23 protein-coding genes are annotated in these 26,845 nt (G+C 60.2%); 6 read left to right on the top strand and 17 right to left on the bottom strand.

Annotated features, from left to right (window positions below; all coding sequences use genetic code 11):
* Window positions 1-61: 61 nt before the first annotated feature.
* The 9 genes from GVL50_RS09460 to GVL50_RS09420 all read right to left on the bottom strand — a co-directional run bounded on the left by GVL50_RS09460 (window position 62) and on the right by GVL50_RS09420 (window position 14,077).
* Window positions 62-3,652 (bottom strand): glycosyltransferase, encoded by a 3,591-nt coding sequence (locus GVL50_RS09460; RefSeq protein WP_159812602.1) that lies wholly within the window; start codon window positions 3,650-3,652, stop codon window positions 62-64.
* Window positions 3,653-3,756: 104 nt separating this feature from the next.
* Window positions 3,757-5,325 (bottom strand): flagellar hook-associated protein 3, encoded by a 1,569-nt coding sequence (locus tag GVL50_RS09455; protein ID WP_159812600.1) that lies wholly within the window; start codon window positions 5,323-5,325, stop codon window positions 3,757-3,759.
* Between the two features lie 13 nt (window positions 5,326-5,338).
* Complete coding sequence (gene flgK / locus GVL50_RS09450; RefSeq protein ID WP_159812598.1) at window positions 5,339-7,384, bottom strand: flagellar hook-associated protein FlgK; 2,046 nt, start codon at window positions 7,382-7,384, stop codon at window positions 5,339-5,341.
* 24 nt (window positions 7,385-7,408) lie between these two features.
* Window positions 7,409-8,707, bottom strand: coding sequence for a flagellar assembly peptidoglycan hydrolase FlgJ (flgJ, locus tag GVL50_RS09445; protein WP_159812596.1), 1,299 nt, complete (start codon window positions 8,705-8,707; stop codon window positions 7,409-7,411).
* 11 nt (window positions 8,708-8,718) lie between these two features.
* The gene (locus tag GVL50_RS09440) at window positions 8,719-9,807 is read right to left on the bottom strand and encodes a flagellar basal body P-ring protein FlgI (RefSeq protein ID WP_053118300.1); all 1,089 of its coding nucleotides are present in this window, start codon (window positions 9,805-9,807) and stop codon (window positions 8,719-8,721) included.
* Between the two features lie 27 nt (window positions 9,808-9,834).
* A complete protein-coding gene (flgH, locus tag GVL50_RS09435) occupies window positions 9,835-10,530 on the bottom strand; it encodes a flagellar basal body L-ring protein FlgH (RefSeq protein WP_053118299.1) in 696 nt (231 codons plus the stop codon).
* A 51-nt stretch (window positions 10,531-10,581) separates the two neighbouring features.
* A complete protein-coding gene (gene flgG / locus GVL50_RS09430) occupies window positions 10,582-11,367 on the bottom strand; it encodes a flagellar basal-body rod protein FlgG (protein WP_053118298.1) in 786 nt (261 codons plus the stop codon).
* Window positions 11,368-11,412: 45 nt separating this feature from the next.
* Window positions 11,413-12,153 (bottom strand): flagellar basal body rod protein FlgF, encoded by a 741-nt coding sequence (locus tag GVL50_RS09425; protein ID WP_053118297.1) that lies wholly within the window; start codon window positions 12,151-12,153, stop codon window positions 11,413-11,415.
* Window positions 12,154-12,514: 361 nt separating this feature from the next.
* Complete coding sequence (locus tag GVL50_RS09420; RefSeq protein WP_159812595.1) at window positions 12,515-14,077, bottom strand: sigma-54-dependent transcriptional regulator; 1,563 nt, start codon at window positions 14,075-14,077, stop codon at window positions 12,515-12,517.
* 409 nt (window positions 14,078-14,486) lie between these two features.
* On the opposite strand from GVL50_RS09420, the gene phhA reads away from it, so the two are divergent.
* From phhA to GVL50_RS09395, 6 genes are all read left to right on the top strand, one after another.
* On the top strand, window positions 14,487-15,278 hold the full coding sequence (phhA, locus tag GVL50_RS09415) for a phenylalanine 4-monooxygenase (protein WP_053118286.1): 792 nt from the start codon (window positions 14,487-14,489) through the stop codon (window positions 15,276-15,278).
* Between the two features lie 69 nt (window positions 15,279-15,347).
* Window positions 15,348-15,704 carry a 4a-hydroxytetrahydrobiopterin dehydratase gene (locus tag GVL50_RS09410; protein ID WP_159812594.1) on the top strand — a complete coding sequence of 119 codons (357 nt, stop codon included), beginning with the start codon at window positions 15,348-15,350 and terminating at the stop codon, window positions 15,702-15,704.
* On the top strand, window positions 15,704-16,897 hold the full coding sequence (locus GVL50_RS09405; RefSeq protein WP_159812593.1) for an amino acid aminotransferase: 1,194 nt from the start codon (window positions 15,704-15,706) through the stop codon (window positions 16,895-16,897). Before GVL50_RS09410 ends, GVL50_RS09405 begins: the two co-directional genes overlap by 1 nt.
* Window positions 16,898-17,199: 302 nt before the next feature.
* Window positions 17,200-17,331, top strand: a complete 132-nt coding sequence (locus GVL50_RS28985; RefSeq protein ID WP_008088845.1) for a hypothetical protein — start codon at window positions 17,200-17,202, stop codon at window positions 17,329-17,331.
* A 70-nt stretch (window positions 17,332-17,401) separates the two neighbouring features.
* The gene (locus GVL50_RS09400; protein WP_053118279.1) at window positions 17,402-17,584 is read left to right on the top strand and encodes a hypothetical protein; all 183 of its coding nucleotides are present in this window, start codon (window positions 17,402-17,404) and stop codon (window positions 17,582-17,584) included.
* A 115-nt stretch (window positions 17,585-17,699) separates the two neighbouring features.
* The gene (locus GVL50_RS09395; protein WP_178124172.1) at window positions 17,700-18,887 is read left to right on the top strand and encodes an MFS transporter; all 1,188 of its coding nucleotides are present in this window, start codon (window positions 17,700-17,702) and stop codon (window positions 18,885-18,887) included.
* Here GVL50_RS09395 and arfB read toward each other — a convergent pair.
* The 8 genes from arfB to GVL50_RS09355 all read right to left on the bottom strand — a co-directional run bounded on the left by arfB (window position 18,884) and on the right by GVL50_RS09355 (window position 26,824).
* Window positions 18,884-19,297, bottom strand: a complete 414-nt coding sequence (gene arfB / locus GVL50_RS09390; protein ID WP_007920134.1) for an alternative ribosome rescue aminoacyl-tRNA hydrolase ArfB — start codon at window positions 19,295-19,297, stop codon at window positions 18,884-18,886. The genes GVL50_RS09395 and arfB overlap by 4 nt on opposite strands.
* 192 nt (window positions 19,298-19,489) lie before the next feature.
* Window positions 19,490-20,902 carry an amino acid permease gene (locus GVL50_RS09385; protein ID WP_159812591.1) on the bottom strand — a complete coding sequence of 471 codons (1,413 nt, stop codon included), beginning with the start codon at window positions 20,900-20,902 and terminating at the stop codon, window positions 19,490-19,492.
* A gap of 911 nt (window positions 20,903-21,813) precedes the next feature.
* Window positions 21,814-23,034 carry a 23S rRNA pseudouridine(2605) synthase RluB gene (rluB, locus tag GVL50_RS09380; protein ID WP_053118273.1) on the bottom strand — a complete coding sequence of 407 codons (1,221 nt, stop codon included), beginning with the start codon at window positions 23,032-23,034 and terminating at the stop codon, window positions 21,814-21,816.
* A 154-nt stretch (window positions 23,035-23,188) separates the two neighbouring features.
* Complete coding sequence (locus tag GVL50_RS09375) at window positions 23,189-23,380, bottom strand: DUF1289 domain-containing protein (protein ID WP_007919669.1); 192 nt, start codon at window positions 23,378-23,380, stop codon at window positions 23,189-23,191.
* A 129-nt stretch (window positions 23,381-23,509) separates the two neighbouring features.
* Window positions 23,510-24,484 (bottom strand): SMC-Scp complex subunit ScpB, encoded by a 975-nt coding sequence (scpB, locus tag GVL50_RS09370; protein ID WP_159812590.1) that lies wholly within the window; start codon window positions 24,482-24,484, stop codon window positions 23,510-23,512.
* Between the two features lie 11 nt (window positions 24,485-24,495).
* Window positions 24,496-25,317 (bottom strand): ScpA family protein, encoded by an 822-nt coding sequence (locus tag GVL50_RS09365; protein ID WP_008088827.1) that lies wholly within the window; start codon window positions 25,315-25,317, stop codon window positions 24,496-24,498.
* Window positions 25,318-25,947 (bottom strand): L-threonylcarbamoyladenylate synthase, encoded by a 630-nt coding sequence (locus tag GVL50_RS09360; protein ID WP_038363745.1) that lies wholly within the window; start codon window positions 25,945-25,947, stop codon window positions 25,318-25,320.
* 13 nt (window positions 25,948-25,960) lie between these two features.
* Entirely contained in the window at window positions 25,961-26,824 is an 864-nt protein-coding gene (locus GVL50_RS09355) for a PHP domain-containing protein (protein WP_159812589.1), read from the bottom strand.
* Window positions 26,825-26,845: the final 21 nt, after the last annotated feature.

The raw sequence follows: 26,845 nt of genomic DNA, 5'->3' as shown, positions 1-26,845 counted from the left end.
CCTGATCATCAGCGATCGGGCTCCCCTTTTTCAGTTTTACAATTGATCACTTACAGCGCGATCAATCCGCCAGCCAGCCATATTCCCAATAACGCAGGTTATCGCCGCGCAGTATGTAATCTCGCCGCACCACCTCACGCAATTCATCGCCCATACGGTAGCTGGCGTCCGGGTCGGCCAGGTGCATGCGGATCGCTTGCAGCCATTCATCCGTGGTGTTGGTCTTGACCCGCGTGCACGGCAGATAGCCGCGATAGGCCTCGGTGTCAGTGCAGATCACCGGGTAACCGCAGGCGCCGTATTCCAGCAAGCGCAGGTTGCTCTTGCAGTCGTTGAAGATGTGGAATTCCAGCGGTGCCAGCGCCAGATCGAGGTTGAGGCTGGCCAGTTTGGCCGGGTAATCCTCCAACGGGATCACGCCGTGGAACTCATGCATGTATGGACGCAAATCATCCGGGCACATGCCAAAGAATACCCAGTCGACTTCATTGGCCAACTCGCGCACGACCTCGGCGATCACTGCCAGGTCACCATGGTGGCTGGTGCCGCCGCCCCAGCCAACACGCGGTTTTTTCGAGGTGCTGCGCTGGCTGCGCAAATTGGCCCACAGCTCTTTGGCCAGCATGTTGGGCACCACGCGAATATCGTGATGCATGCCCGACAAGGCATTGGCCAGTGGCTGCGTTGACACCACCACGCGATCGCACAAGCCGATCGCACGGCGCACCAGTCGCTCCATTTCATACTTGTCCGGCATGTTGCGGATGTGCGCGTTGCGATGTGGAATGTCGATGACGTAGTCATCCAGCTCGAAAATCCGTCGGGCGTTGAAAAACGACTGCAACGGCGGAATTTCGTTGATCGCTTTCTCCGAATATCGTCCCTGCAGCACGATGACGTCAGGCGACTGGCGTTCAATGTCGATGATCGACGGCAAGCCATAGCAGAAGCGGCCCTCGACGCGGCCAGCGGCGACCAGTTCGATCATCGGCTGAGTCATGCGATAGTGCCCGATGGCCGAGTCATTGATCGGCACCGCCAGCACGTTGGGCAACAGCGCCTTGGAAAATGCGCTCCAGCCACTGCGCTGTCCAGGCTCGAGGTTAAAACTGCTGCCGCCGGCACCTTGTAACGACAGGTTTTTGTTGTACGCCGGATCGCGCGCAATCAACGGCAGCCAGCGCTTGTAGAACACTTCCTGTTCCTGGTCGCAGGTTTGCCGTTCCTGCGCCGACGCGACAACGTTCGCTCGTGCGCCTAATGCCAGCGCGGCGTACGGCGTCCAGACCACCAGATAACCGTGCTGCGCAACGCGCAGGCACAGATCAGCATCGTTGAGCGTCAGCGTCAGGTTCTGCTCATCGAGGCCGCCCACTTCGTCGAAGACTGCCTTGCGTACCATCAGGCAGTCACCGCCAACGGCGCTCAGGTTGTGCGCCACCTGCAATCGAAACAGGTAGCCCGCCGCATGCATCGACTGGCCATAAAACGGCAGGCCGACCGGCGCATGCAGACCCAGGATCAACCCGGCGTGCAGCACCCAACCATCGGGGTTGAACAGCTTGGCGCCAACCACACCGACCTCGGGACGCTGCGCATGATTGAGCAACTCGTCGAGCCAGTCACCCTGAGTGATCACCGCGTAAGGGTTGAGCATCAACACGTATTCACCGCGCGCCTGAGCCACAGCCAGGTTGTGCACGGCAGCCAGATTGCCTTGCGCACAACCGAGTACGCGAATGCGTTCGCTGCCCAACTGCGCCATGCCGTCCAGCCACAAACGCGCTTCAGCGCTTTCGCTGCCATTGTCGACCAGCAGCAATTCGTACTCGCTGTAGACGGTTTTTTCCAACAGGCTTTCGACGCAGCGTTGCAGCGCGGCGGTGTGATCCTTGGTGACGATGATGATCGACACCAACGGCCGCGCGGCATGCTGATAATCGACGCGATTGAGCAATTCGGTGCTGCCGCGACGGATCGTGTGAGCAACGCCCAAGCGCTGCAAATGCGCTTCGAGCAAACGCGGATTGTTGTCGATGACGCCACGCTCGGCGAGCCACGTGGCCAGGTCTCGCGCGGACTCCAGCAACACCTCTGCGACGTGACCAACCACTTGCGTGCCGTCGCTCTCGACCATGCGCAGCAGCACATCGTGCGCTGCCAGATCAGCCAGCGCAGTATCGAAACCACCGAGGGCGACGAAGCGTTCGCGCTCGAACGCCAACGCGCGCCCGACATAGGGGAAGCTGCGCATCAGGTCGAGGTTGAAATCCGGTTTGAAGGCAGGCTCGGCCGATTCGCCACCGCGCAGACTGCCCTCGTCGCTGTACAGGCATTTGAACGCGAGAGAATGGGCGATGCGCTCGGCCATGATCAACAGCGCCGGGGCAATAAGACGATCGCCGGCGTGCAGCAGGTAGAACCAGTCGGCGCCATCGAGTTGCGGCAACAACTCATTGATCTGCGCCAATCCGTCCTCAAGCAACGGCAAGTGGAACACCCGACCATTGAGCTCGGGTTCAGTGCACGCGGCGGACAGCACCAGAATCAGGTTCGCCGGGTAGTCCTGTTCAGCGAGCGATTGCAGGGTTCGTTCCAGCGCTGCATTGCTGCCCTTCTCGTCGATGACGATCGGCACGATGCCGGGGTTGCGCGACCAGTCGGCGAGTGTCACTGCAAGCAACTTGCGCTGCTCGCTGGTGAGTACACGACACGCCAGCCACTGTGAATAGAGATCGGCAAAGCTCTGGCTGTCAGCACCGACAAGCCATTGCTGACCGCTTTGCTTGGTGCCCAGTGTGCGGCTCAGTGGCAGCTCTTCCCAGACGCGTGGCGCGGTATCGGCGTCAACCAACGGCACATAGCGCACCCAGCCTGGCGCGGGCGCCGCCTCGGTGTTGCGCGCCTTGAGCATTTGCGACACCCACTCACGCTCTACTTCGACGGTGTCCCTCATCGATTGCTGCGCGCTTAAGCGTTCCGGATAGAGGCGCTCGGCACAGAGTACGGTGTTCAACACCACCAGATTGCCCCGGCGCAGCAGGCACACGAATAAAGCGAAATCCAGTGTTGCAACGAAGCAGTGACCTTCCTGCGTCAAGGCCGGCAGCAGCTCGACGAGGTCGGCACGGCGGAACAAGGCGTTGCTGAAACCGCCGAGGATATTCACCGGGAAATTGTCAAAGACGCTCAGCAGGTCGTCGCCTTTGAACAGGCCATCGACCGGCGACAGCGAGGTGTTTTCCAGGCGCGACGGCAGGATAATGTCATCGGCATCCCACAGCAGACGCGAGGCCAGCACCAGACTCACTTCATCGCGGGAAAATTCCGCAGCCTGTTGTTCGATACACGCCGAATACAGGTGATCGTCGTCGCAAAGAAACTTGAGGTACTCGCCTTGCGCCTGCTCGAGACACGTCTTTAGATTGCCGACCAGGCCCAATGTGCGCGGGTTGCGTACGTAGCGAACGGTGACACCTGATTGCTCGACCACCGAGGCGACAACGCCTTCGATCTCGGTGCCACGGCTGTCGTCGCAGACAATGATTTCGAGGTTGCCGTAACTCTGACTCACGGCACTGTTCAATGCCCGTTCAAAAAAACGCGGATTGAAGGCAGGAATGACCAGGCTGACAAGGGGAAGTGAATTCACGGCGGACTCGCAAGCGGCGGGAACCCGCCCGGAACAGCGAGCCCTCTGATACCGCGAAAAAAGGCTTTGAAACAGGTAAACGGGCGCTTACGCGCCCGCCACCCTCAGATCTTGTTGAACAGGCCCAACTGAGAGATTTTGCTGAACGCCAGTTGCGCGGCCTGCAGCATGGTTTGCTGCAAGGTCAGGCGGGTCATGACTTCGGCCGGATCGGAATCGCGGATCGAGCCTTGAGTCGTCGAGTTGGCGGTGCTCAGGCTCTGGTTGGTGATGGTCTGCATATCCAGCGCCTGACCTCGGGCACCGATCGACGTCACGGAAGCGCCAATCTGGTTGGTGGCGGCGTCGATGTTGCCGAGGCCGGACTCCATCGCGCCCTGGAATTTTTGCTTGGCCACTGGATCACCATCGATCGGCGTGTTCAGTGCGGTGACCATCTGACCCAACGTGTCGAGGATGTTCTGGGTCTGGTGGTTGTTCGGCTGGATCGAGAACTGATCGCCCGCCGTGGGCGTGTTGCCCAGTGCAAACGTCACGCCCGCCGCCGTCGCATTGCTGCCCGACACGGTACCCGAGGACACCGGTTTGCTGTCAGCCGTGACCGGCGCTGCGTACAAGTCGAACGCCGTGGCGCTGGTGAACTTGAGGACGGCACCACCCTGCGGGAAGGCAGCGGTGTACGCAGCCTGATCGGTGATGGTCGAACCGGTGATGACCGCTGTCGAAGGATTGCCTGGGCTGCGCGTGGTGGTGAACGTGTCCGGCGTCGAGGACAGCTGGAACGTGTGTCCGGCGATCACGGCGTCCGGGTCGGTGTCACCGGTTTTCAGGTTGATGTTCAGCTTCAGATCGACGCCCCGGAAGCTGACCGTCTGGTTGGCCCCGGAGGTGTTGCTGACCACGCCGTTCTGGCTGGCTTCAGCGGTCACGTCGTTGCCCAGGGCATCGGTAATTTTCAGCTGCGTGCTACTCAGGAAGCTCACGGTGTAGGGCTGACCACCGGTGAACTTGCTGTTGTAAGTGGCGGCAGTGCCGACCGTACCGTTGGACAACACAACACGGCCGTCATCCACTGCCGGAGCCGTCATGTTGGTGCTGGTGCGACCGGTGTTGATGGTCTGCTGGAACGCTTCCCAACCGGTGGTGTTAGTGCTCACGGTCATGCCGTCGCCAATGCCCAGATTGATGGTGGTCTGGTCACCGTTGTAGGTGAAGGTGCCATCGGCATTTTGCGAGTACGGCGCGGTGTCGGTTTTCGAACCGGAGAACAGGTAGTTGCCGTTGGCATCCTTGGAGTTCATCAGGCCCAGCACTTGTTGCTGGATCTGGCCCATTTCTGCCGCGTAGGCCTGGCGATCCTTGTCGGTGGCCGTGCCGTTGTTGGCGGCCAGCGCAAGGTCCTTGGCGCGTTGCAATGCAGTAGTGATGGAATCCAGGGTGGTTTCCTGCACGTTCAACGCACTTTTAGTGCTGTTGATGTTGCCGTTGTACTGATCAAGCAACGCAGCCTGCTGGCCCAGTTGCAGCAAACGACCGGCACCGACCGGATCATCCGATGCGGTGTTGATCCGCTGCAGGCTGCTCGCCTCGCTCGCGGTGGCCACAGCCTTGTTGAAGTTACGCTGATAGTCCGACGCTTGCGTGCCGTAATACTGGGCGGTGGAAATGCGCATGAATTACGACTCCTTAAAGGCTGTTGATCAGCGTGGCGAAAGTTTCCTGCGCAGCTTTGATGATCTGCGAAGACGCTGTGTAGTACTGCTGATATTTGACCAGGTTGCCGGTTTCTTCATCGAGGTTGACCCCGGACAGCGAATCACGCGCACCTTGCGCGTTATCCAGAATCGCCGTGGTCGCGGCGCTGTCAGACTTGCCTTGGGCAGTCTTGGTGCCGACGTTGGTCACCAGTTTGTTGTAGGCGTCGGTCAGGCTGATGCCCTTGCTCGCCGAACCGGTGTCGACCGTTTGTTTGGTTTGCAGACCGACGAGCGCTTGCGCGTTACGGTTGTCCGAAGACGCCGCACCGGTGAGGTTCATGGTGAAGGTTTCACCGGACTTCGGCGTGCCGCCGACCGTGGTTTGCACGGTGAAGGTCTTCTGCACGTTCGGCGTAACGGAGGTGTCCATCACTGGATTGCCGTTGGCATCGAGGACGCCGACTTTCAGATTCAGTGTGTTCGACTGGCCAGGCACGATGGTGCCGGTGCCGATGTTCTGCCCCTTGGCGTCGACCAGCGTATACGACTGGCTGCCGCCGCTGGCGTCACCGAACACCAGTTTCACTGGCGTCGAATTCTTCAGCGCCGCCTGCAGGTCAGCCTGGGCAGTCGGGTTGTAGATGTTGATCGTGTCGCTCAGCGTCGGCTGGGTGTAAGTGCCCAGACCGTTGGCGCTGGCGGAACCGGTCAGCGGGCCTGCGGCAGCGATCTTCTTCGGATCGCTGAGCACCGTCTGGATGCTCGCGGCGGCATTACGCGTCGGGGTGATCTTGAAGCTGTCACCGGCGCTCAACGCACCACCGTTGAGGGCCAAAGTGAAACCGTCAATCACTGGCGGCGGATTGGTCGTGGTGCTGAACGTACCGAGGTCGGTGCCATCGGAGCGCTTGACGCTGTAGTCGGTCGCGCTGGTGAAGGTCACCTGATAATCGCTGGTGGTCAGCTTGCCGGTGTCCTTGATGGTCACATCAAGGTTGCCCGAACCGCTGCTGTTACCGGCCTGCGCGATGCTGCGCTGACTGATCAGCGCGGCACTGTTGATGTTGTTGAAAATCGCCGCGCCGAAGTCACCGTTCTTGTCGATGCCTTGCGCTTGCTGGCTGTTGATCTGATCGGCAACCACCAGGGCCACACGGCCCAGCTCATTGAGCGACGGGTCGAGAACGTCTTTGCGATACGTCAGCAGACCACCGATTTCGCCACCGCTGATCACCGAGGTGATGTCGATGGTGCTCGAACCGCGATCCATCTGAATCGACATGCGCGATGGATCGTCTTTGCTGGCAACCATGCTCAGCGAGTTGGTGGTGTTGCCGATCACCAGCGGCTGGCCGCTGCCGACATACACGTCGAAACTGGTGCCGCGTTCAACGACCTGCGCGCCGGTCAATTCGGAGAGCTGACGCACGGCTTCGTTACGGCTGTCGAGCAAGTCGTTCGGCGCGCCGCCGCTGGTGGAAATCTCACCGATCTTCTGGTTCAGGTTGGCAATCGACGTGGCCAGTTTATTCACCTGAGCAGTCATGTCGCTGAGGCTGCCGTTGATGGTGGTGTTCTGGTCATTCAGTTGCTTGGCGAGGGCGTTGAAACGGCTGCTCAGCGCTTGCGCACCAGTCAGTACCGACTGACGCGAGGTGTCGTCGGTGGCCGAGGTCGACACGCCTTGCATCGAGGTGAAAAACTTCTGCAGCACACCGGTCAGACCGGTGTTGGTGTCAGACAGAATCGAGTCCAGCGGCGTGGCCTGCGCGAGGTACGACGCCGCTTCGCTGTTCAGCGAAGTTGCGGTGTGCAACTGCGATTCGAGGTACGAGTTGTAGACCCGACGCACGTCGGCGAGGGTCGTGCCCGTGCCGATAAAAACAGTGCCGTACTGCTGCGAGGCTTTGGTGCCTTGCACGGTTTGCTGACGTGAGTAACCGGCGGTGTCGACGTTGGCAATGTTGTTGCCTGTCGTAGCCAAAGAGGACTGGCTCGACGCCAGACCCGACATCCCGATATTGAGCAAACTCATGGTTCAGACCTTATACCTTGTGCCTTATAAAGGCGTGGTGGATACACCCGCCGCAGCGTAGTTTTGAAGATTGTTCATCTGCTTGGCAATTTGCGAAATCTTTGTCGCGTAGTTCGGGTCGGTGGCGTAACCGGCCTTCTGCAACTCGCGTACAAACTGTTCTGGGTTATCGGCCGACTTCAGCACATCTTGATAGCGATTATTGCTCTGCAGCAAAGTCACCAGATCGTGGAAGCTGTCCTTGTACGAGGCGTAGGAACGGAACTCGGCCGTCTCCTTGACCATCGCGCCATTGCGGAACTCGCTGGTGATGGCGCGGGCCGAATCGCCCTGCCAGTTGCTGCTCGCCTTGATGCCAAACAGGTTGTGGCTGCTGCTGCCGTCCTGCGCACGCATGACCGATTTGCCCCAACCGGTTTCCAGTGCCGCTTGCGCCACCAGATAACGCGGATCGACGCCGATACGGTCGGCAGCTTCCTTGGCCATCGGCAGCATGGTGTTGACGAATTCATCAGCGGAGCTGAAGGCTTTTTTCGCCGGTGCCAACGGAATCTGCGCCATGGCGCGGCCGTAGACCTGCATCTGCCCGCCGGAGGCTTTTTCGTTCTCGGCGCGGGCCAGCCAGTCGCCGTTGTACAGCGGGCCGGAACCGGTAATGGCGGCAGGCGCGGTCGCTTGCGGCAACGCATTGGATGCGCTGGTCGCGGTCGTGGCCGACAGCACCAAACCGGCGAGCAAACGATCGGTGAGTTTCGGCGGCAACGACAGACGACGCTTGTTGATCATCGCCATGTCATTGCTGTGCGACGTATCAGTGCTCGACACACGCCCGGAACGCGACGCCCACAACGGACGCTCGCCATTGACCCGCGACAACGGGCCGTTGATTCCGGTGGTGCCCGCCGCAATCGGCGTGACCACGCCAGCGGCTTTCGCCCGCGCTTCTTCCTGCTTGGCGGCGGACGCGGCTGCAGCCTCACCCGGCGCCATCGGTTTGTTCTTCTGCATCTGACGCAGCAGCACGTCTGCCAGGCCGATACCACCGCCCTCGCGGGACATGGACACCGCCAGTTGCTGGTCGGACATTTCCTGATATTGCTTGGCCGCCGGGGTGTTCAGCGGATTGTCCTGACCGAGGGTGTCGGTGGCCGAACGCATCGACTTGAGCATTTCGCCGATGAACAGCGACTCGAATTCCTGCGCGACTTTGCGCATGTTGCCGTCGCTGTCCTTGTCGCCAACCTTGAGCTGATTCAGACGATTGAGGTCGGAGTACGAACCCGAATCGGCGTTGCTGACCAGACTGCCTTTGCGCATATCCATGATGGTCGGCCTCAGATCACGATCAGGTCGGCTTGCAACGCGCCGGCCTGCTTCAGTGCTTCGAGGATCGCCATCAAGTCACCCGGCGCCGCGCCGACCTGGTTCACCGCACGGACGATCTCGTCGAGGGTGGTGCCCGGGCCGAATTTGAACATCGGTTTGGCCTCTTGCTCAGCGTTCACCCGCGAGCGTGGCACCACAGCGGTCTGGCCGTTGGACAACGGGCCTGGCTGGCTGACGATCGGGTCTTCGGTGATGGTCACGGTCAGGCTGCCGTGGGTCACGGCGGCTGGCGAGACTTTGACGTTCTGGCCGATGACAATGGTGCCGGTGCGCGAATTGATGATGACTTTCGCCACCGCCTGACCCGGATCGACTTCAAGGTTTTCGAGGATCGACAGGTAGTCGACGCGCTGGCTCGGATCGAGCGGTGCCGTGACGCGTACCGAGCCGCCGTCGATGGCTTGTGCCACGCCAGGGCCGAGCATGTCGTTGATCTTGTCGACGATGCGTTTGGCGGTGGTGAAGTCGGAACGGTTGAGGTTCAAGGTCAGGCTGTTGCCTTGGTTGAAACCACTCGGTACCGAACGCTCAACCGACGCACCGCCGGGGATGCGACCGGCCGACGGAACGTTGACGGTGATCTTCGAACCGTCACGGCCTTCAGCATCAAAACCGCCGACCACCAGGTTGCCCTGAGCGATGGCGTAAACGTTGCCGTCAATACCCTTGAGCGGGGTCAGCAACAGTGTGCCGCCGCGCAGGCTCTTGGAGTTACCGATCGAGGACACGGTGATGTCGACCTGCTGACCCGGTTTGGCGAACGCCGGCAGATCGGCACTCACCGACACCGCCGCGACGTTCTTCAATTGCACGTTGCCCGAGCCCGGCGGCACTTTGATGCCGAACTGCGAGAGCATGTTGTTGAAGGTCTGCAGGGTGAACGGGGTCTGCGTCGTCTGGTCACCGGTGCCGTTAAGCCCGACCACCAGGCCGTAGCCGATCAACTGGTTGGAACGCACGCCAGAAATGCTGGCGATGTCTTTCAACCGTTCGGCGTGTGCAGTGAAAGCCGCAGACATCAACAGCGCGGCCACCATAAGGCTTTTCAGATTCAACGTAGCCACCTAGAAAGGGAACAGCGGGCTGAGGAAGAAACGGTCGAACCAGCCTGGCTGACTCGCATCGGCAAATGAGCCTGTGCCCGAGTAGGTGATGCGTGCATCGGCGACGCGGGTCGACGACACGGTGTTGTCGGTGGCGATGTCATCAGCACGCACCAGACCTGCAATGCGCACCAGCTCATCGCCGGTGTTCAGCGTCATCCACTTCTCGCCGCGCACGGCGATGATGCCGTTGGGCAGCACGTCCGCCACGGTCACGGTGACGGAGCCGGTCAGGGTGTTGCCCTGCGCAGCCTTGCTGTCGCCCTTGGTCGCGCGGTCGCCGCTGTAGCCAACGTCCAGACTCAAATCGTTACCGCCCAACGGGTTGTTGGTCACGCCGCTACCGCCGAACAGCGAGGTCAGGCCGATGCCGGTCTTGCTGTTCTTGGCCACTTGCGAGTTGGCGTTTTTGCTCGCCTGGGTTTTCTCGTTGAGGGTGATGGTGATGATGTCACCGACCCGAAACGCCTTGCGGTCGCTGTACAGGTTCTGTTCGAAACCGGCCTGATAGATCGAGCCATTGTTGGCCGCCGCCGGCAACGGCGTACGCGGCAACACCGGAGCGTAATAAGGGTCATTGGGCTTGGGCGTCGGTGCGACACAGCCCGCGAGCGAGACGACCCCACCCAATGCCAAAACAGATACGAAGCGTTTCATGACCCTACCTCACGGTGTTGCAGGCAGCCTCATGGCCGCCTCATAGACTGATTACAGATTCTGCGTTACGAACGAGAGCATCTGGTCGGCGGTGGAGATCACCTTGGAGTTCATCTCGTAAGCGCGCTGAGTGGTGATCATGTTGACCATCTCTTCAACGGTGCTGACGTTGGAACCTTCCAGGGTGTTCTGCAGCGTGGTGCCGAAACCGTTGAGGCCCGGGGTGCCGATTTGCGGCGCGCCGGAAGCAGCGGTTTCCAGGAACAGGTTGTTGCCCACCGCTTGCAGACCGGCCGGGTTGATGAAGTCGGCGGTTTGCAGGTTGCCGATCACCTGAGCGGCCGGGTTACCCGGAACGGTGATCGACACGGTGCCGTCAACGCCGACGGTGAAGCTCTGCGCGTTGTTCGGGATAACGATGGCTGGCTCCAGAGCGAAACCGCTGGCGTTGACGATCTGGCCATTGGAGTCGAGGTGGAAGGTACCGTCACGGGTGTAAGACGTGGTGCCGTCCGGCTGCAGAATCTGGAAGAAACCGCGGCCGTCGATGGCCATGTCCAGCGGCTGCTCGGTGGTTTGCAGGCTGCCGGCAGTGAAGTTTTTCTGCGTGCCGACGATGCGCACACCGGTACCCAATTGCAGACCCGACGGCAGTTCGCTGTCCTGAGTCGACTGGGCGCCTGGCTGACGCTTGATCTGATAGAGCAAGTCCTGGAACTCGGCGCGGTCACGTTTGAAACCCGTGGTCGACACGTTCGCCAGGTTGTTGGAGATGGTGGTCAGGTTGGTGTCCTGGGCGGACAGACCGGTTTTGGCAACCCATAGAGCCGGAAGCATTCAATTCTCCTCGTGCGCCTGTTTTACGGCGCGACGTTCTGATAATTAGCTGATCTGCAAGACCCGAGCCATGGCCTGGTCGTCGTCTTTGGCGGTGTTCATCATCTTGACGTGCAACTCGAACTGCTTGGCCAGGGCCAGCACCGAGGTCATCTCTTCGACGGCGTTGACGTTGCTCGACTCCAGGAAACCCGAGACCAGTTTGACGTTGGCATCGGCCGGCGCAGGCTGACCGTCCTTGGTGTAAATCGAACCGTCGAGGCCCTTGTTCATGTTCTTGATGTCCGGATTGACCAGTTTGATCCGGTCGACTTCCGCCATGACGCGCGGGCCTTCGCCCATCGCACGAATACTGATGGTGCCGTCTTCACCGACCTCGACTTGCTGCTCGGGCGGCACGGCAATCGGCCCGCCATTGCCCATCACCGCCATGCCGTTGCCGGCACGCAATACGCCGAGGGCATCGATGTTGAGGCTGCCGGTGCGCACGTAGCTTTCGCCACCGTTCGGGTTCTGCACGGCGATGAAACCGTTGCCGGTCACGGCGACGTCGAGGTCGCGACCGGTCTCGACCAGCGAGCCCGGCGAGAAGTCAGTGGCCGGACGTTCGCTCATGGCAAACGCACGCGCCGGAAAGCTGTCACCAAACACCGGCATCGAACGGGCCTGTTCCAGGTCCTTCTGAAAACCGTTGGTGGAGATGTTCGCCAGGTTGTTGGCATGCGCCTTTTGCGCCAGCGCGTTCTGGCTGGCACCGGTCATTGCCACATAAAGGTACTTGTCCACACTCTTTCCTCTGCATGCCGGACGTTTGCCGCCCACTGCTGTACTGCTGAGCCATAAGCAATTTGCAGACCAACTTTTTTCTGGCGGCACGCGGCCCGGTAAACAAAGGACTTGGGGGAGATTTAGAGGATTGGGGAAATGTATCGAAGTCGAAAAACCGGCGGTGTTATGCCGCTTGGCGGCAATCCCGATCTCGGGCTGAATGAATAACCCTGTGGCGAGGGGATTTATCCCCGATGGGTGGCGAAGCCGCCCCGCTTTTCCTTCAGGACGACCTCATTTGCAGGTTTTGCGACTGCTGCGCAGCCGATCGGGGATAAATCCCCTCGCCACAAAAGTTCTTCTCACCACCGTGTTGCTTTTAGCTTTCGGGGTCTTTGCCGACCTCGTATTCGCGCAATTTGTTGGCAATCGTCGTGTGCGAAACCCCAAGCCGCTTACCCAACTGCCGACTGCTCGGGTGCTCTGAATACAGCCGCTCCAGCACCGCTTTTTCAAAGCGCCCAACAATCTCGTCCAGCCCGCCCTCCAGCGAAAAATCGCCAAGCGGCTGACGCACGCCGTAATCCGGCAGGCGAATATGCTCAGCCTTCACCGTCCCGCCATCACACAACGAAACCGCCTGAAACAACACGTTCTCCAGTTGCCGCACATTGCCCGGCCAATGGTAATGACTGAGCCGATCCATCGCCGCCGGTGCGAGTTTCGGCAACGGGCAACCGATCTGCCGACTGGCCTGATCGAGGAAGTGTTCAACCAGCGGCGTCAACCCATCAAGGCATTCGCGCAACGGCGGAATGTGCAGCGAGAGCACGTTCAAGCGGTGATACAAATCCTGACGAAATTCGCCGCGCGCGCACAATTCAGACAGGTCGACCTGCGTCGCGCAGATCACCCGCACATCCAGATAAACCTCTTCATCACTGCCGACCCGGCGGAAGCAACCATCCTGGAGAAAGCGCAGCAGCTTCACTTGAAGGCGCGGGCTCATTTCGCCAACGCCGTCGAGAAACAGCGTGCCGCCGGCGGTCAATTCCAGCAGGCCAAGTTTGCCTTCCGCACGCGCACCTTCGAACGCACCGGGGCCGTAGCCGAACAACTCGGTCTCGGCCATCGACTCCGGCAGTCCGGCGCAGTTGAGCGCCATCAGCGGCGATTGCCCGCGCGGACTGGCGAGGTGGCAGGCGCGGGCCAGCAATTCCTTGCCGGTGCCGGTTTCGCCTTCAATCAATAGCGGTGCGTCGAGCGGTGCCATTCGCCGCGCTTCACGCACCACGGCGGCCATGACTTTCGAGCTCTGGAAGATACTGTCGAAGCCACGCAGTTCTTGTTTGCGCACGTTGTAAATGCGTTCGCCGACACGGTCGGCGCGGTGCAACGTGAGTACCGCGCCAGCCATGGCTTCGCTGTCGTCGTGTTCGGATTGCAGCGGCGCGATGTCGGCGAGAAACACGTCGCCCTTGACCTTCACGCGCATGCCGTTGATCCGCGATTTGTTGGCGCGCACCAGTTCCGGCAAATCGAAATCTTCGGCGTAGCGCGACAGCGGAATCCCCGGTACTTCATCGACGCGCACACCGAGCAACTGCGCCGCCGCGCGGTTGGCCGCGACGATCGAGCCGCCCATGTCGATCGACAGCACTGGAAACTCCAGCGCGCCGAGCAACGCGTTCAATTCCATGTGCCGCCGTTCGCTTGGCATCAGCCCGACGCGCTTGACGCCGAACACCCCGGCAATCGCCTCGAATTTCGGGCGCAGCGCCTGGAACTGGATGTTGATCAGGTTCGGGCAGTGCAGGTAGATCGCGTTGCCATGCTCACCACCGACCTCGCCCCGCGCGACGTTGATCCCGTAGGCCACGAGCAGGTTGAGGATGTCGCGCAGAATGCCGATGCGGTTCTGGCAGTGGACTTTGATACGCATATAAAAGACCCGACGATAAAAGAGTAAGTGCCGGGCACGACCCCTGTGGGAGCGGGCTTGCTCGCGAAAGCGGAGTGTCAGTCGACAAATAGCCTGCCTGATCCACCGCCTTCGCGAGCAAGCCCGCTCCCACAGGGGAAAGTGCCGGGCCCAGTTGCGGCGCACGGCAGAATTTTCTGCCGAGGTGCGCAAACAGCTGTCAAGATTATGTGACAGTCGCCGACCTTTTCAAACCGACGAATCGCCGTAAATGCGCGATAGCGCCTAAACCGTAACGATAACTTTACGAAATCCACGGAAATTTCCTACGCGGTCGCGATCCAACCTACTGCACACAACCTCTCTCTCAGGTAATTCTGAGTCCATCGCTGGACATAACAAGAACGAATTCCCCTAGCAGGAGAGCAGTATGAAGCAGACGCAATACGTGGCCCGCGAGCCCGATGCGCAAGGTTTTATCGACTACCCCGCCGAAGAACACGCGGTGTGGAACACGCTGATCACTCGCCAGTTGAAAGTGATCGAAGGGCGTGCCTGCCAGGAGTACCTGGACGGTATCGAGAAACTCGGTCTGCCCCACGACCGCATTCCGCAACTCGGCGAGATCAACAAGGTGCTCGGCGAGACCACCGGCTGGCAGGTCGCGCGCGTTCCGGCGCTGATTCCTTTCCAGACCTTCTTTGAATTGCTCGCCAGCAAGCAGTTTCCCGTCGCGACCTTTATCCGTACTCGCGAAGAGCTGGACTACCTGCAAGAGCCGGACATTTTCCACGAGATTTTTGGCCACTGCCCGCTGCTGACCAACCCGTATTTCGCCGAATTCACCCACACCTACGGCAAACTCGGCCTGCAAGCGACCAAGGAAGAGCGCGTGTATCTGGCGCGTCTGTACTGGATGACCATCGAGTTCGGCCTGGTCGACACCCCGCAAGGCAAACGCATCTACGGCGGCGGCATTCTGTCCTCGCCAAAAGAAACCGTTTATTCGCTGTCGGACGAGCCTGAGCATCAAGTCTTCGATCCGCTCGAAGCAATGCGCACGCCATACCGCATCGACATCCTGCAACCGCTGTACTTCGTCCTGCCGAACCTCAAGCGCCTGTTCGACGTGGCCCATGAAGACATCATGGCCATGGTCAAACAAGGCATGCAGCTGGGTCTGCACGCGCCAAAATTTCCGCCAAAGCCGAAAGCGGCCTGAGCAGAACCCGCTCGCGACTTGCGTGCAAAGATAGTAATTTCCAACAAGAATCGAATTCAGGAACCGACCATGTCCACATTGAACCAAGCCCACTGCGAAGCCTGCCGCGCCGATGCACCACAAGTCAGCGACGAAGAACTGCCGATCCTGATCAAGCAGATCCCTGACTGGAACATCGAAGTTCGCGACGGCATCATGCAGCTGGAAAAAATTTTCCTGTTCAAGAACTTCAAGCACGCGCTGGCATTCACCAACGCCGTTGGCGAGATCTCCGAGGCCGAAGGTCACCACCCGGGCCTGCTGACCGAGTGGGGCAAAGTCACCGTGACTTGGTGGAGCCACTCGATCAAAGGCCTGCACCGCAACGACTTCATCATGGCCGCGCGCACTGACGAAGTGGCCAAGACTGCAGAAGGACGCAAGTAATGCATTTCGACGCCATCGGCCGGGTACCCGGCGACCCGATCCTCGGCTTGATGGAGGCGTATGCGCAGGACACCAACCCGCGCAAATTCGACTTGGGCGTTGGCGTCTATAAGGATGCCCAGGGCCTGACGCCGATCCCTGAAGCGGTGAAAATCGCCGAAGCGCGACTGGTCGACAGCCAGGACACCAAGACCTACATCGGTGGCCACGGCAACCCGCTGTTCGGCAAAGTCATCAACGAGTTGGTGCTTGGCGCCGACTCCAAGCTGATCGCCGAACAACGTGCCGGCGCCACCCAGACGCCGGGCGGCACTGGTGCGCTGCGTCTGGCGGCTGACTTCATCGCTCAATGCCTGCCAGGCAAAGGCGTGTGGTTGAGCAACCCGACCTGGCCGATTCACGAAACCATTTTCGCGGCGGCCGGGGTCAAGGTCAGTCACTACCCATACGTGGGCAGCGACAACCGCCTCGACGTCGAAGGCATGCTCGCCGTGCTCAATCAAGTGCCGAAAGGTGATGTGGTGCTGCTGCACGCGTGCTGCCACAACCCGACCGGTTTCGACTTGAACCACGACGACTGGCAGCGCGTGCTTGATGTGGTGCGCAGCCGCAATCTGCTGCCGCTGATCGACTTTGCCTACCAGGGTTTTGGCGACGGTCTGGAACAGGATGCGTGGTCGACACGGTTGTTCGCGGCTGAGATCCCCGAGTTGTTGATTACCAGTTCTTGCTCGAAGAATTTCGGCTTGTATCGCGACCGCACCGGCGCGCTGATTGTCTGCGCGAAAAGCGCTGACAAGCTCATCGACATCCGTAGTCAATTGGCCAACATCGCCCGTAACTTGTGGTCGACACCGCCGGATCACGGTGCCGCTGTTGTTGCGACGATCCTCGCTGATCCAGAGCTGAAAGCGCGCTGGGCTGATGAAGTGGAAGCCATGCGATTGCGTATTGCGCAATTGCGCAGCGGTCTGGTTGAAGCACTGGAGCCTCACGGTTTGCGCGAGCGTTTTGCGCACATTGGCGTGCAGCGCGGCATGTTTTCTTACACCGGGCTGTCGCCGGAGCAAGTGAAACAACTGCGCGAGCATCACAGCGTGTACATGGTCAGCTCAGGCCGCGCGAACGTCGCCGGCATCGACGCCACGCGCCTCGCGCTGCTGGCCGAAGCGATCGCCAACGTCAGCAAATAACACCGCAATCCCCTGTAGGAGCTGCCGCAGGCTGCGATCTTTTGATCGTTCCCACGCTCCGCGTGGGAATGCAGCCCGGGACGCTCTGCGTCCCAACAGCGGACGCAGAGCGTCCATTGAGGCGTTCCCACGCAGAGCGTGGGGACGATCAATCACCACAGTTTTTGCGCCCCCCTGCGGCCATCTGTCGCATTATTTTGAATTAAAAGTCTGATTGTCATTTTTCCTGCTGTATCCTGCGCAGGCTTTGTAAAAGCGCGGATCTACCAGATCTATCAACAGACTTAGCGAGGAGCGCAACCATGCACGAGATTCCTAATCTCCCCTTCCCAAGCCTGCACGTACCTGAGCAGACGACCACGCAACAAGCCGGCGCCCAACAGCCCGAGCCGAAAGAAGCCGTTGAGAGCCGTCCGGCCGACAACGAAGAGTAAGACCCGTCGTACAGACCGTGTGGAAAGCGCTAACATGCGCTTTCCACACTGCCTGAACCCCGAGCCCGCCATGACTGACGAATTCTCTGAAAGCCAAGCTGCCGTACTGATCGGCGCCACCGAGAAGATGATCGATATCTGGAACCGACTCTCGCCCGAGAAACAGGCCGCCCTGCTCGCCCGTTTCGGCACTGAAGAAAACGCCCTCGCCGCACTCGTCACCACGCAACTGGTTGCGCCGGCCAAGCCGTGAATCTGCCATCCGGCAAATAGTTTTACTTTTCCCCGCCCCAGATTCCTCCACGCCGGTATCATAAGCAGCCTATCTAATCTGCCGCTCCCGTGGATCTTTACCCATGTCGTCCTCTATGTCCGAGCCCCAGCGCCCCCTGGCGGTTACGCTGCAAGTCGTTTCCATCGTCCTGTTCACCTTTATCGGTTACCTCAACATCGGCATCCCGCTGGCCGTGCTGCCGGGTTACGTCCACAGCGATCTCGGTTTCGGCGCAGTAATCGCCGGGCTGGTGATCAGCGTGCAATACCTCGCCACCCTGCTCAGCCGTCCGTACGCGGGCAAGATCATCGACAACAAGGGCAGCAAACGCGCGGTGATGATTGGCCTGGCCGGTTGTGGCTTGAGCGGCGTGTTCATGCTGATTTCGGCGTGGACACCGAACATGCCGATGCTCAGTTTGATCAGCTTGTTGATCGGTCGACTGGTGCTGGGCAGCGCTGAAAGCCTGGTTGGCTCGGGTTCAATTGGCTGGGGCATCGGCCGCGTGGGTGCGGCCAACACCGCCAAGGTTATTTCCTGGAACGGCATCGCCAGTTATGGCGCACTGGCGATCGGCGCACCGTTCGGCGTGTGGCTGGTTGGCGAGCTGGGATTGTGGAGCATGGGCGTCAGCATCATCTTGCTGGCCATTCTCGGTCTGGCGCTGGCGTGGCCGAAAACCGCCGCACCGATTGTCGCCGGCGAACGCCTGCCGTTCATGCATGTGCTCGGTAAAGTATTTCCCCACGGCTGCGGCCTGGCGCTGGGCTCGATCGGATTCGGCACCATCGCCACCTTCATCACACTCTATTACGCGACTCAGCACTGGGAAAACGCGGTGCTGTGCTTGAGCCTGTTCGGCGCGAGTTTCATCGGTGCGCGATTGCTGTTCGGCAACCTGATCAACCGCCTCGGCGGCTTCCGCGTGGCAATTGCCTGCCTGTCGGTGGAAACGCTGGGCTTGCTGTTGTTGTGGCTGGCGCCGGACGCACACTGGGCACTGGCCGGTGCGGCGTTGAGCGGTTTCGGCTTCTCGCTGGTATTCCCGGCGTTGGGCGTAGAGGCAGTGAATCTGGTGCCGGCGTCGAGCCGTGGCGCGGCGGTCGGGGCTTATTCGCTGTTCATCGATTTGTCGCTGGGGATCACCGGGCCATTGGCCGGGGCGATTGCGGCGGGATTCGGATTTGCCTCGATCTTCCTCTTCGCCGCTCTCGCCGCGGTGAGCGGTTTGGCGCTAAGCGTCTATCTGTACAAGCACACCGCCAAGTACCGCGAAGACTAGAAATCCACCTTGCCGCGCCCGGCCTTGATGCTGCCGCGTTTGGTTTTCGATTCGAGCCGACGCTTCTTCGAACCGAGGGTCGGCTTGGTCGGGCGGCGTTTCTTTTCGACTTTGGTGGCGCTGAGGATCAGTTCGACCAGCCGTTCCAGTGCATCGGCGCGGTTGGCTTCCTGCGTGCGGTATTGCTGCGCTTTGATGATCAACACGCCATCGCTGGTGATGCGACTGTCGCGCAGCGCCAGCAGCCGTTCCTTGTAGAACTCGGGCAAGGATGAGGCCGGGATGTCGAAGCGCAGGTGCATGGCGCTGGAGACCTTGTTGACGTTCTGCCCCCCGGCGCCTTGCGCGCGGATGGCGGTCAATTCGATCTCGGCATCCGGCAGATGCACATTGTTGGAAATCACCAGCATGGAAAAGCGTCCGTATTCAGAGCGTGCAGGATACGCCATGAACCCTGTAGGAGCTGCCGCAGGCTGCGATCTTTTGATCTTTTAACAAGCAAGATCAAAAGATCGCAGCCTGCGGCAGCTCCTACAGGGGGAAAATGTGCAGAAATGACAAACCCGGCACTATGGCCGGGTTTGTTGTTTCTGCTCGCGCGCTTACTTCGCGGTCGCAGGCACCGCAGCTTGAGCACTGCGCTTGTTTTTGATCACGTAGCAGACCCACATGAACACCACCCACACCGGAATCGCGTACACCGAGATCTGAATCCCCGGGATCAGCAGCATCACGCCAAGGATGAACACCACGAACGCCAGGCAGACATAGTTGCCGTACGGGTACCACAGCGCCTTGAACAGCGGCGTCTGCTTCGTCTTGTTCATGTGCTGACGGAACTTGAAGTGCGAGAAGCTGATCATCGCCCAGTTGATCACCAACGTCGCAACCACCAGCGACATCAGCAGTTCCAGCGCGCTGTGCGGGATCAGGTAGTTCAGCAACACGGCAATCACGGTCACCGCCGCCGAGGCCAGAATCGAACGCACCGGCACACCACGCTTGTCGATCTTCGCCAAGCCTTTCGGCGCATCGCCCTGCTCGGCCATGCCCAGCAACATGCGGCTGTTGCAGTAAGTGCCGCTGTTGTACACCGACAACGCCGCGGTCAGTACCACGAAGTTGAGGATGTGCGCGGCGGTGCTGCTGCCGAGCATCGAGAACACTTGCACGAACGGGCTGCCGCTGTAGGAATCGCCGGACGCGTTGAGGGTTTCCAGCAGGCTGTCCCACGGGGTCAGCGACAGCAGGATGACCAGTGCACCGATGTAGAAAATCAGGATGCGGTAGATGACCTGATTGATCGCTTTCGGGATCACGGTTTTCGGCTTGTCGGCTTCTGCTGCGGTGAAACCGAGCATTTCCAGACCGCCGAAGGAGAACATGATGATCGCCATGGCCATCACCAATCCGCTGACGCCGTTCGGGAAGAACCCGCCGTGCGACCACAGGTTGGTTACCGACGCTTGCGGGCCGCCGTTGCCGCTGACCAGCAGGTAGCTGCCGAGCGCAATCATGCCGACGATCGCCACAACCTTGATGATCGCGAACCAGAATTCGGCTTCACCGAAAACTTTGACGTTGGCCAGGTTGATCGCGTTGATCAGCACGAAGAAGGCTGCCGCAGAGGCCCAGGTCGGAATGTCCGGCGCCCAGTAGTGGATGTACTTGCCGACCGCGGTCAGCTCCGACATGCCCACCAGAATGTACAGAATCCAGCAGTTCCAGCCCGACAGGAAACCGGCAAAGCCTCCCCAGTACTTGTGCGCAAAGTGGCTGAAGGAACCGGCCACCGGCTCCTCGACGATCATTTCACCCAGCTGGCGCATGATCATGAAGGCGATGAAGCCGCAGATGGCGTAGCCGAGGATCATCGACGGGCCGGCGGATTTCAGTACCCCGGCCGAGCCGAGGAACAATCCGGTACCGATCGCGCCACCGAGGGCGATCAGTTGAATGTGGCGATTTTTCAGGCCGCGTTTCAGCTCGCCTGATTGCGAGGGTTGTCCACTCATGAAAAAGGTCTCACGCAAGGTTTGATGATGTTCAGTAGACGTTGCTGCAAGGTTGCGATTTCAAGCAGCCCCGATCAAACCCCAGCGCAGGCACCAGGAGTTCAGCTCAATTACAACGGTCATGCGTCACCTGTTTGTTTTTATCTGTGACGAAATCGAACCCGAAACGCTTGTGGCGCGACGGAGTGAACAAGGCGGGTAGCCTTGAGTTTTGCGCGATTACGCAGAGGGTCACAGTTAAAACGCGGCGCATTGTACACCGCTAACCCCCTGCTGCCAGACCCCGCTGGATCAGCGTGGCGGTTGCCGGGATTGCGTGTGTCCGTTTCGAGAGGCTCGAACGGCTGCAAAATTTGAGTCAGGCCTTTGCAGGCCATCGACGTGGACGAGGAAAAAACCGTCCCACGGAGAGAAGTGGAAATCAGTCACGGCGTTCATTGCGCCTCCTTGTTGTTATGCACCTGCACGGCAGGCATGGGGCGCATCTCACCCTGCAAACGTCGCTGAAACAAGCGGCCCAGAGCCTTGCGTCGGGCCCGGCCCACTGGGCTTCGGAAGCTTTTCCTTACACCCACGCGGGAACCTGCCATTCACGGGGATTTAGCGGCTTTTTCGTAAACATTTCTTTACGAGTCGTAACGCAGAGTTTCCATTTCAGAATTTTCTGTAGGACGTCTGTTGTTTGACGGTCATCGGGGTTTTAGCCACGAATTAATTTGTTGAGACCACCGGCCCATTCGCGAGCAAGCCCGCTCCCACAGGGAGATCGCATTCCAAATGTGGGAGCGGGCTTGCTCGCGAAGAGGCCGATCAGACACCAAACATCTTTCTTCAGACGAAAAAAAACGCCAACCCTGCGGTTGGCGTTTTTGCTCGAGCTTGAAGCTTGCCGCTAGAAGCTCACAGCCGCCTTATTCAGGCTTGCGACGACCAAACCCCGGACGCTGACCGGAACCGGCCGGCGCACCGCGGCGCTTGCCCGACGGCTTGTCGCCATCAACCAGCTTGATCCCCGGACGCTTCGACGTCGGTTTAGCCGGACGCTTGTTGGTGGTGTCTGCTGGACGATCCGCCACTGGCGTACCGCGACCGGCAGGCGCGCCACGCTCGCCACGTTCAGTGCGACCGTTGGCCGGACGCGGAGCGCGCTCGCCGTCACGGGCAACCGGCTTGCGGGCTGGACGCTCGCCTTCGATCTGCGGCTCACGGCTTGGGCGTGGGCCGGTCGGTGCGCCAGCGGCTGGACGCAGAGTACGTACGCGCTCGGTCTTGCCCATCGGACGCGACGATTTACGCTGCATACGCTCAAGCTTGTCTTTGCTCTTGGCGTTCAGTTGCGGCATCGCCACTGGCGTCAGGCCGACTTCAGCACTGAGGATGTCGACTTCGTACTGGCTCATTTCGCGCCAGCGGCCCATCGGCAGGTCGGAGTTGAGGAACACCGGACCGAAACGCACGCGCTTCAGACGGCTGACCACCAGACCCTGGGATTCCCACAGACGACGAACCTCACGGTTACGGCCTTCCATCACCACGCAGTGGTACCAGTGGTTGAAGCCTTCGCCACCCGGCGCCTGCTTGATGTCGGTGAACTTGGCCGGGCCGTCTTCGAGCACCACGCCAGCCTTCAGACGCTCGATCATCTCGTCGTCGACTTCACCGCGTACACGCACGGCGTACTCGCGGTCCATCTCGTAGGACGGGTGCATCAGGCGGTTGGCCAGCTCACCGTCGGTGGTGAACATCAGCAAACCGGTGGTGTTGATGTCGAGACGACCGATGTTGATCCAGCGACCTTCTTTCGGACGCGGCAGCTTGTCGAACACGGTCGGACGGCCTTCCGGGTCGTCACGGGTGCAGATCTCGCCATCGGGTTTGTTGTACATGATCACGCGGCGTACCGATTCGGCCGCTTCTTCGCGCTTGATCACCTTGCCATCAATAGTGATGGCGTCGTGCAGATCGACACGCAGACCGAGGGTGGCGTCTTTGCCATTGACCTTGATCCGGCCCTGGCTGATCCAGGATTCCACGTCACGGCGCGAGCCGACGCCGATACGGGCGAGGACTTTCTGCAGTTTTTCGCCTGCTGGGCCGATTGGCTGGTCGTCTTGCTGATCTTTGATACTCATCTGGGCACCTCCCGGTGTGGTCCGTTCAGGCGCTCTGAATTGGGGGCCTGAAGCATTGAAATCTGGGTTCTTGGCCGAAGGGATCGGCGAAGGGTCGCGAATCATACGCGGATGTGCGCCATCGCGCATCAGAGACTAGCTGATCGATCGGCAGTTATTTCTTTTTCCGCCGACCGGCGCCACCGAGTTTGATCAGGCGCAGCGCGGCTTCGGCAAGTACCGTGCGCTTGTCGTCCTTGTCGAGTTTCTTCCAGGCTTTGATTTCACGCTTGCTGCGGCCGCAGCCGAGGCAGATGTCGTCGGTGAATTTGCAGAGGCTGATGCACGGGTCTTTTGTCGAACTCATAACTATCCTTCAACACAATTCCTGTAGGAGCTGAGCTTGCTCGCGAAAGCGCTGTGTCAGTCACATTAATGGTGTCTGACACTCCGCTTTCGCGAGCAAGCTCAGCTCCTACAAAAGAACGAGCAGCGGTCAGTCTTCGAATTCGCGGCGTTCGGCTTCGATGGCTTCGGCCAGTGCGCGGGCTTCGGCTTCTTCTTCGCTCAGCTCGGGTTCGGGCGCGGGTTGTTCGAGGGCGGCGACGGCGGCCAAGAGCTTTTCGCGGGCTTCGGCGACGCCGAGAATGTCCTCTTCCGGTTCGGCTTCTGGCTCGGCTTCAAGTTCAACTTCAATGACGGGCTCGGGCTCAGACTCAATTTCTGTTTCGGGCATCGGCGCCTCACCGTCCGCCGCATCCCGCAGCAAATCGTCGAAGTCGGTCTTGATCCCCTCCTCCATGCTGTCCAGTTCCAGCAGCAAGGTATGGAAACTGGTTTCTTCCTTCTCTTCCTCCGGCTCGGCACTGGCGTCGGCCAGTTCCTGCAGACTCTGCGGCACCGGCGCGTCGTCGAAATCGAGCACCGGATCGGTTTCCATTTCGCGCAGCTCGGCCAGTGGCGGCAGGTCTTCGAGGTTCTTCAGGTTGAAGTGATCGAGAAACATCTTGGTAGTCGCAAACATCGCCGGTTTGCCCGGCACGTCGCGATAACCGACAACGCGAATCCACTCGCGCTCCAGCAAGGTTTTGACGATGTTGCTGTTCACCGCCACACCGCGCACGTCTTCGATCTCGCCACGGGTAATCGGCTGGCGATAGGCGATCAGCGCAATAGTCTCCAGCAACGCACGGGAATAACGCTGCGGGCGCTCCTCCCAGAGTCGGCCAACCCACGGCGAAAACTTCTCGCGAATCTGCAAGCGATAGCCCGACGAGACTTCCTTGAGCTCGAACGCACGGCCCTCGCAGGACTTGCCGAGCAGGGTCAGGGCTTTCTTGAAGACTGCAGGCTCAGGCCGTTCGCCCTCTTCGAACAGTTCAAAAAGACGCTCAAGGGATTGCGGCTTTCCCGAGGCCAACAGAAAGGCTTCAAGCAGGGGTGCCAGCTCGCGGGGTTCAGTCAGGTTCATGTTTCGACTCGTTATTCGGCTCGGGCTCGCACGTGGATCGCGGCGAACGGCTCATTCTGCACCAGCTCGACCAAGGATTCCTTGACCAGTTCAAGGATTGCCATAAAGGTCACCACCACACCCAGCCTGCCCTCTTCGGCAGTGAACAGCTCGACAAACGGCACAAAACCGCCGCCCTTGAGCCGTTCCAGCACATCGCTCATGCGTTCGCGGGTGGACAGTGCTTCACGACTGACCTGGTGGCTTTCAAACATGTCGCCACGGCGCAGCACTTCGGCCATGCACATCAAAATTTCTTCCAGCGCGACATCCGGCAACAGCTTGCGCGCGCGGGCTTCCGGGGCATCGAGCTTGGGCACGACCACGTCGCGGCCGACGCGGCTGAGGTTGTCGATACCTTCAGCGGCAGCCTTGAAACGCTCGTATTCCTGCAAACGGCGGATCAGTTCGGCGCGCGGGTCGTCTTCTTCATCTTCGACAGTTTCAGCGCGCGGCAGCAGCATGCGCGACTTGATCTCGGCGAGCATCGCGGCCATCACCAGATACTCGGCGGCGAGTTCCAGGCGCACTGACTGCATCAACTCGACGTAACCCATGTACTGCCGGGTGATTTCCGCCACCGGGATGTCGAGGATGTTGATGTTTTGTTTGCGGATCAGGTACAGCAGCAGGTCGAGCGGGCCTTCGAATGCCTCGAGAAAGACCTCGAGCGCATCCGGCGGGATGTACAGGTCGAGCGGCATTTCCATGACCGCCTGGCCATAGACCATGGCAAACGGCAGTTCCTGCTGAGCATCGGCCTGGGGATCGACAACGGTTTCCACTGCGGACATTCAGGCCTCGACCATGAATGGCGTCGGATCGCCGCAACCGACGCGCACCACTTCCGGGTCGTCGCCGGTCAGGTCGATCACGGTGGAGGCCTTGATGCCGCCGAAACCGCCGTCCACGATCAAGTCCACCTGGTGTTCGAGCAACTGACGCATTTCGTACGGATCGCTGAGCGGGTCTTCATCGCCGGGCATGATCAGGGTCACGCTCATCAGCGGCTCGCCCAGTTCGGCCAGCAGCGCCAGCGCAATCGGATGGCTCGGCACGCGCAGGCCGATGGTGCGCTTCTTCGGGTGCAGCAACAGGCGCGGCACTTCGCGGGTGGCGTTGAGAATAAAAGTGTAAGGCCCCGGCAGGTGCGCCTTGAGAATGCGGAAGGTGCCGGTGTCGATCTTGGCGTAATTGCCCAGTTGCGACAGGTCGCTGCAGATCAGCGCGAAGTTGTGCTTTTCATCGAGCTGACGCAGGCGTCGCACGCGCTCGATGGCAGTCTTGTCGCCGATTTGGCAACCGATCGCGTAGGAAGAGTCCGTGGGATACACCACTACCCCGCCCTTGCGGATGATCTCGACCGCCTGTTTGATCAGGCGCGCTTGCGGGTTTTCCGGATGAATCTGGAAAAATTGACTCACATTCTCTACCTGTTCAGACGGCGGCAATATCTGTGTCATGTTTGAACCGACACCATAGGGGTGGAAGGTCCTCGGGAACCGGCCGGTACTGGCCGATCTCGGACCAGCCGCCAGGGCCATGGAAGTCACTGCCGGCACTGACCAGCAGACCGAACTCACGGGCAAGGATTGCCAGGCTGCCCACCTGTTCCGCAGGCTGGTGGCCATTGACCACCTCGATTGCATGCCCGCCTGCTTGAATATAGTCGGCAATCAGCTTTCGGCGCTTGCTGCGGGTGAAATCGTAGTGCCACGGATGCGCCAGACTGACCCAGGCATTGGCGGCCCGCAACGTGCCGACGGTGTCTTCCAGCGTCGGCCAGTGCAGCTTGACGTCGCCCAGCTTGCCGGCGCCGAGCCACTTGCGGAACGCCTCGGCGCGATCCTTGACGAAACCTTCACGTACCATCCAGTCAGCGAAATGCGGACGGGCCGGCGCGTTGCCGCTGTCGCCCAGTTCCTGCTGGATTTTCCGCGCGCCGTCGAGGGCGCCGGGCATGCCTTTGAGGGCGAGCTTGCGGCTTATTTCTTCCGACCGCAGCCAGCGCCCATCGTGCAATTTGGCGATGGCCTCGACCAACGGCGCGGCGTTGACGTCGAAACCGTAGCCCAGCACATGAATGGTTGCGCCGCCCCAAGTGCAGGACAATTCGACGCCGTTGACCAGTTGCATGCCCAATTCTTTGGCGGTCGCGCGCGCTTCAGCGAGGCCTTCGAGGGTGTCGTGGTCGGTCAACGCCAGGACTCGCACGCCGTTTTCGAACGCACGCGCAACCAGAACCGCAGGCGCCAGTGCGCCATCGGAGGCCGTGCTATGGCAGTGCAAATCAACATTCACGGAGAGTTGTAACCTCAAATC

Source organism: Pseudomonas sp. 18058 (assembly GCF_902706155.1).
GTDB classification, from domain to species: Bacteria; Pseudomonadota; Gammaproteobacteria; order Pseudomonadales; family Pseudomonadaceae; genus Aquipseudomonas; species Aquipseudomonas rustica.
The sequence above is the reverse complement of the archived record's forward strand: the minus strand, read 5'-3'. Positions and strand labels throughout refer to the sequence as shown.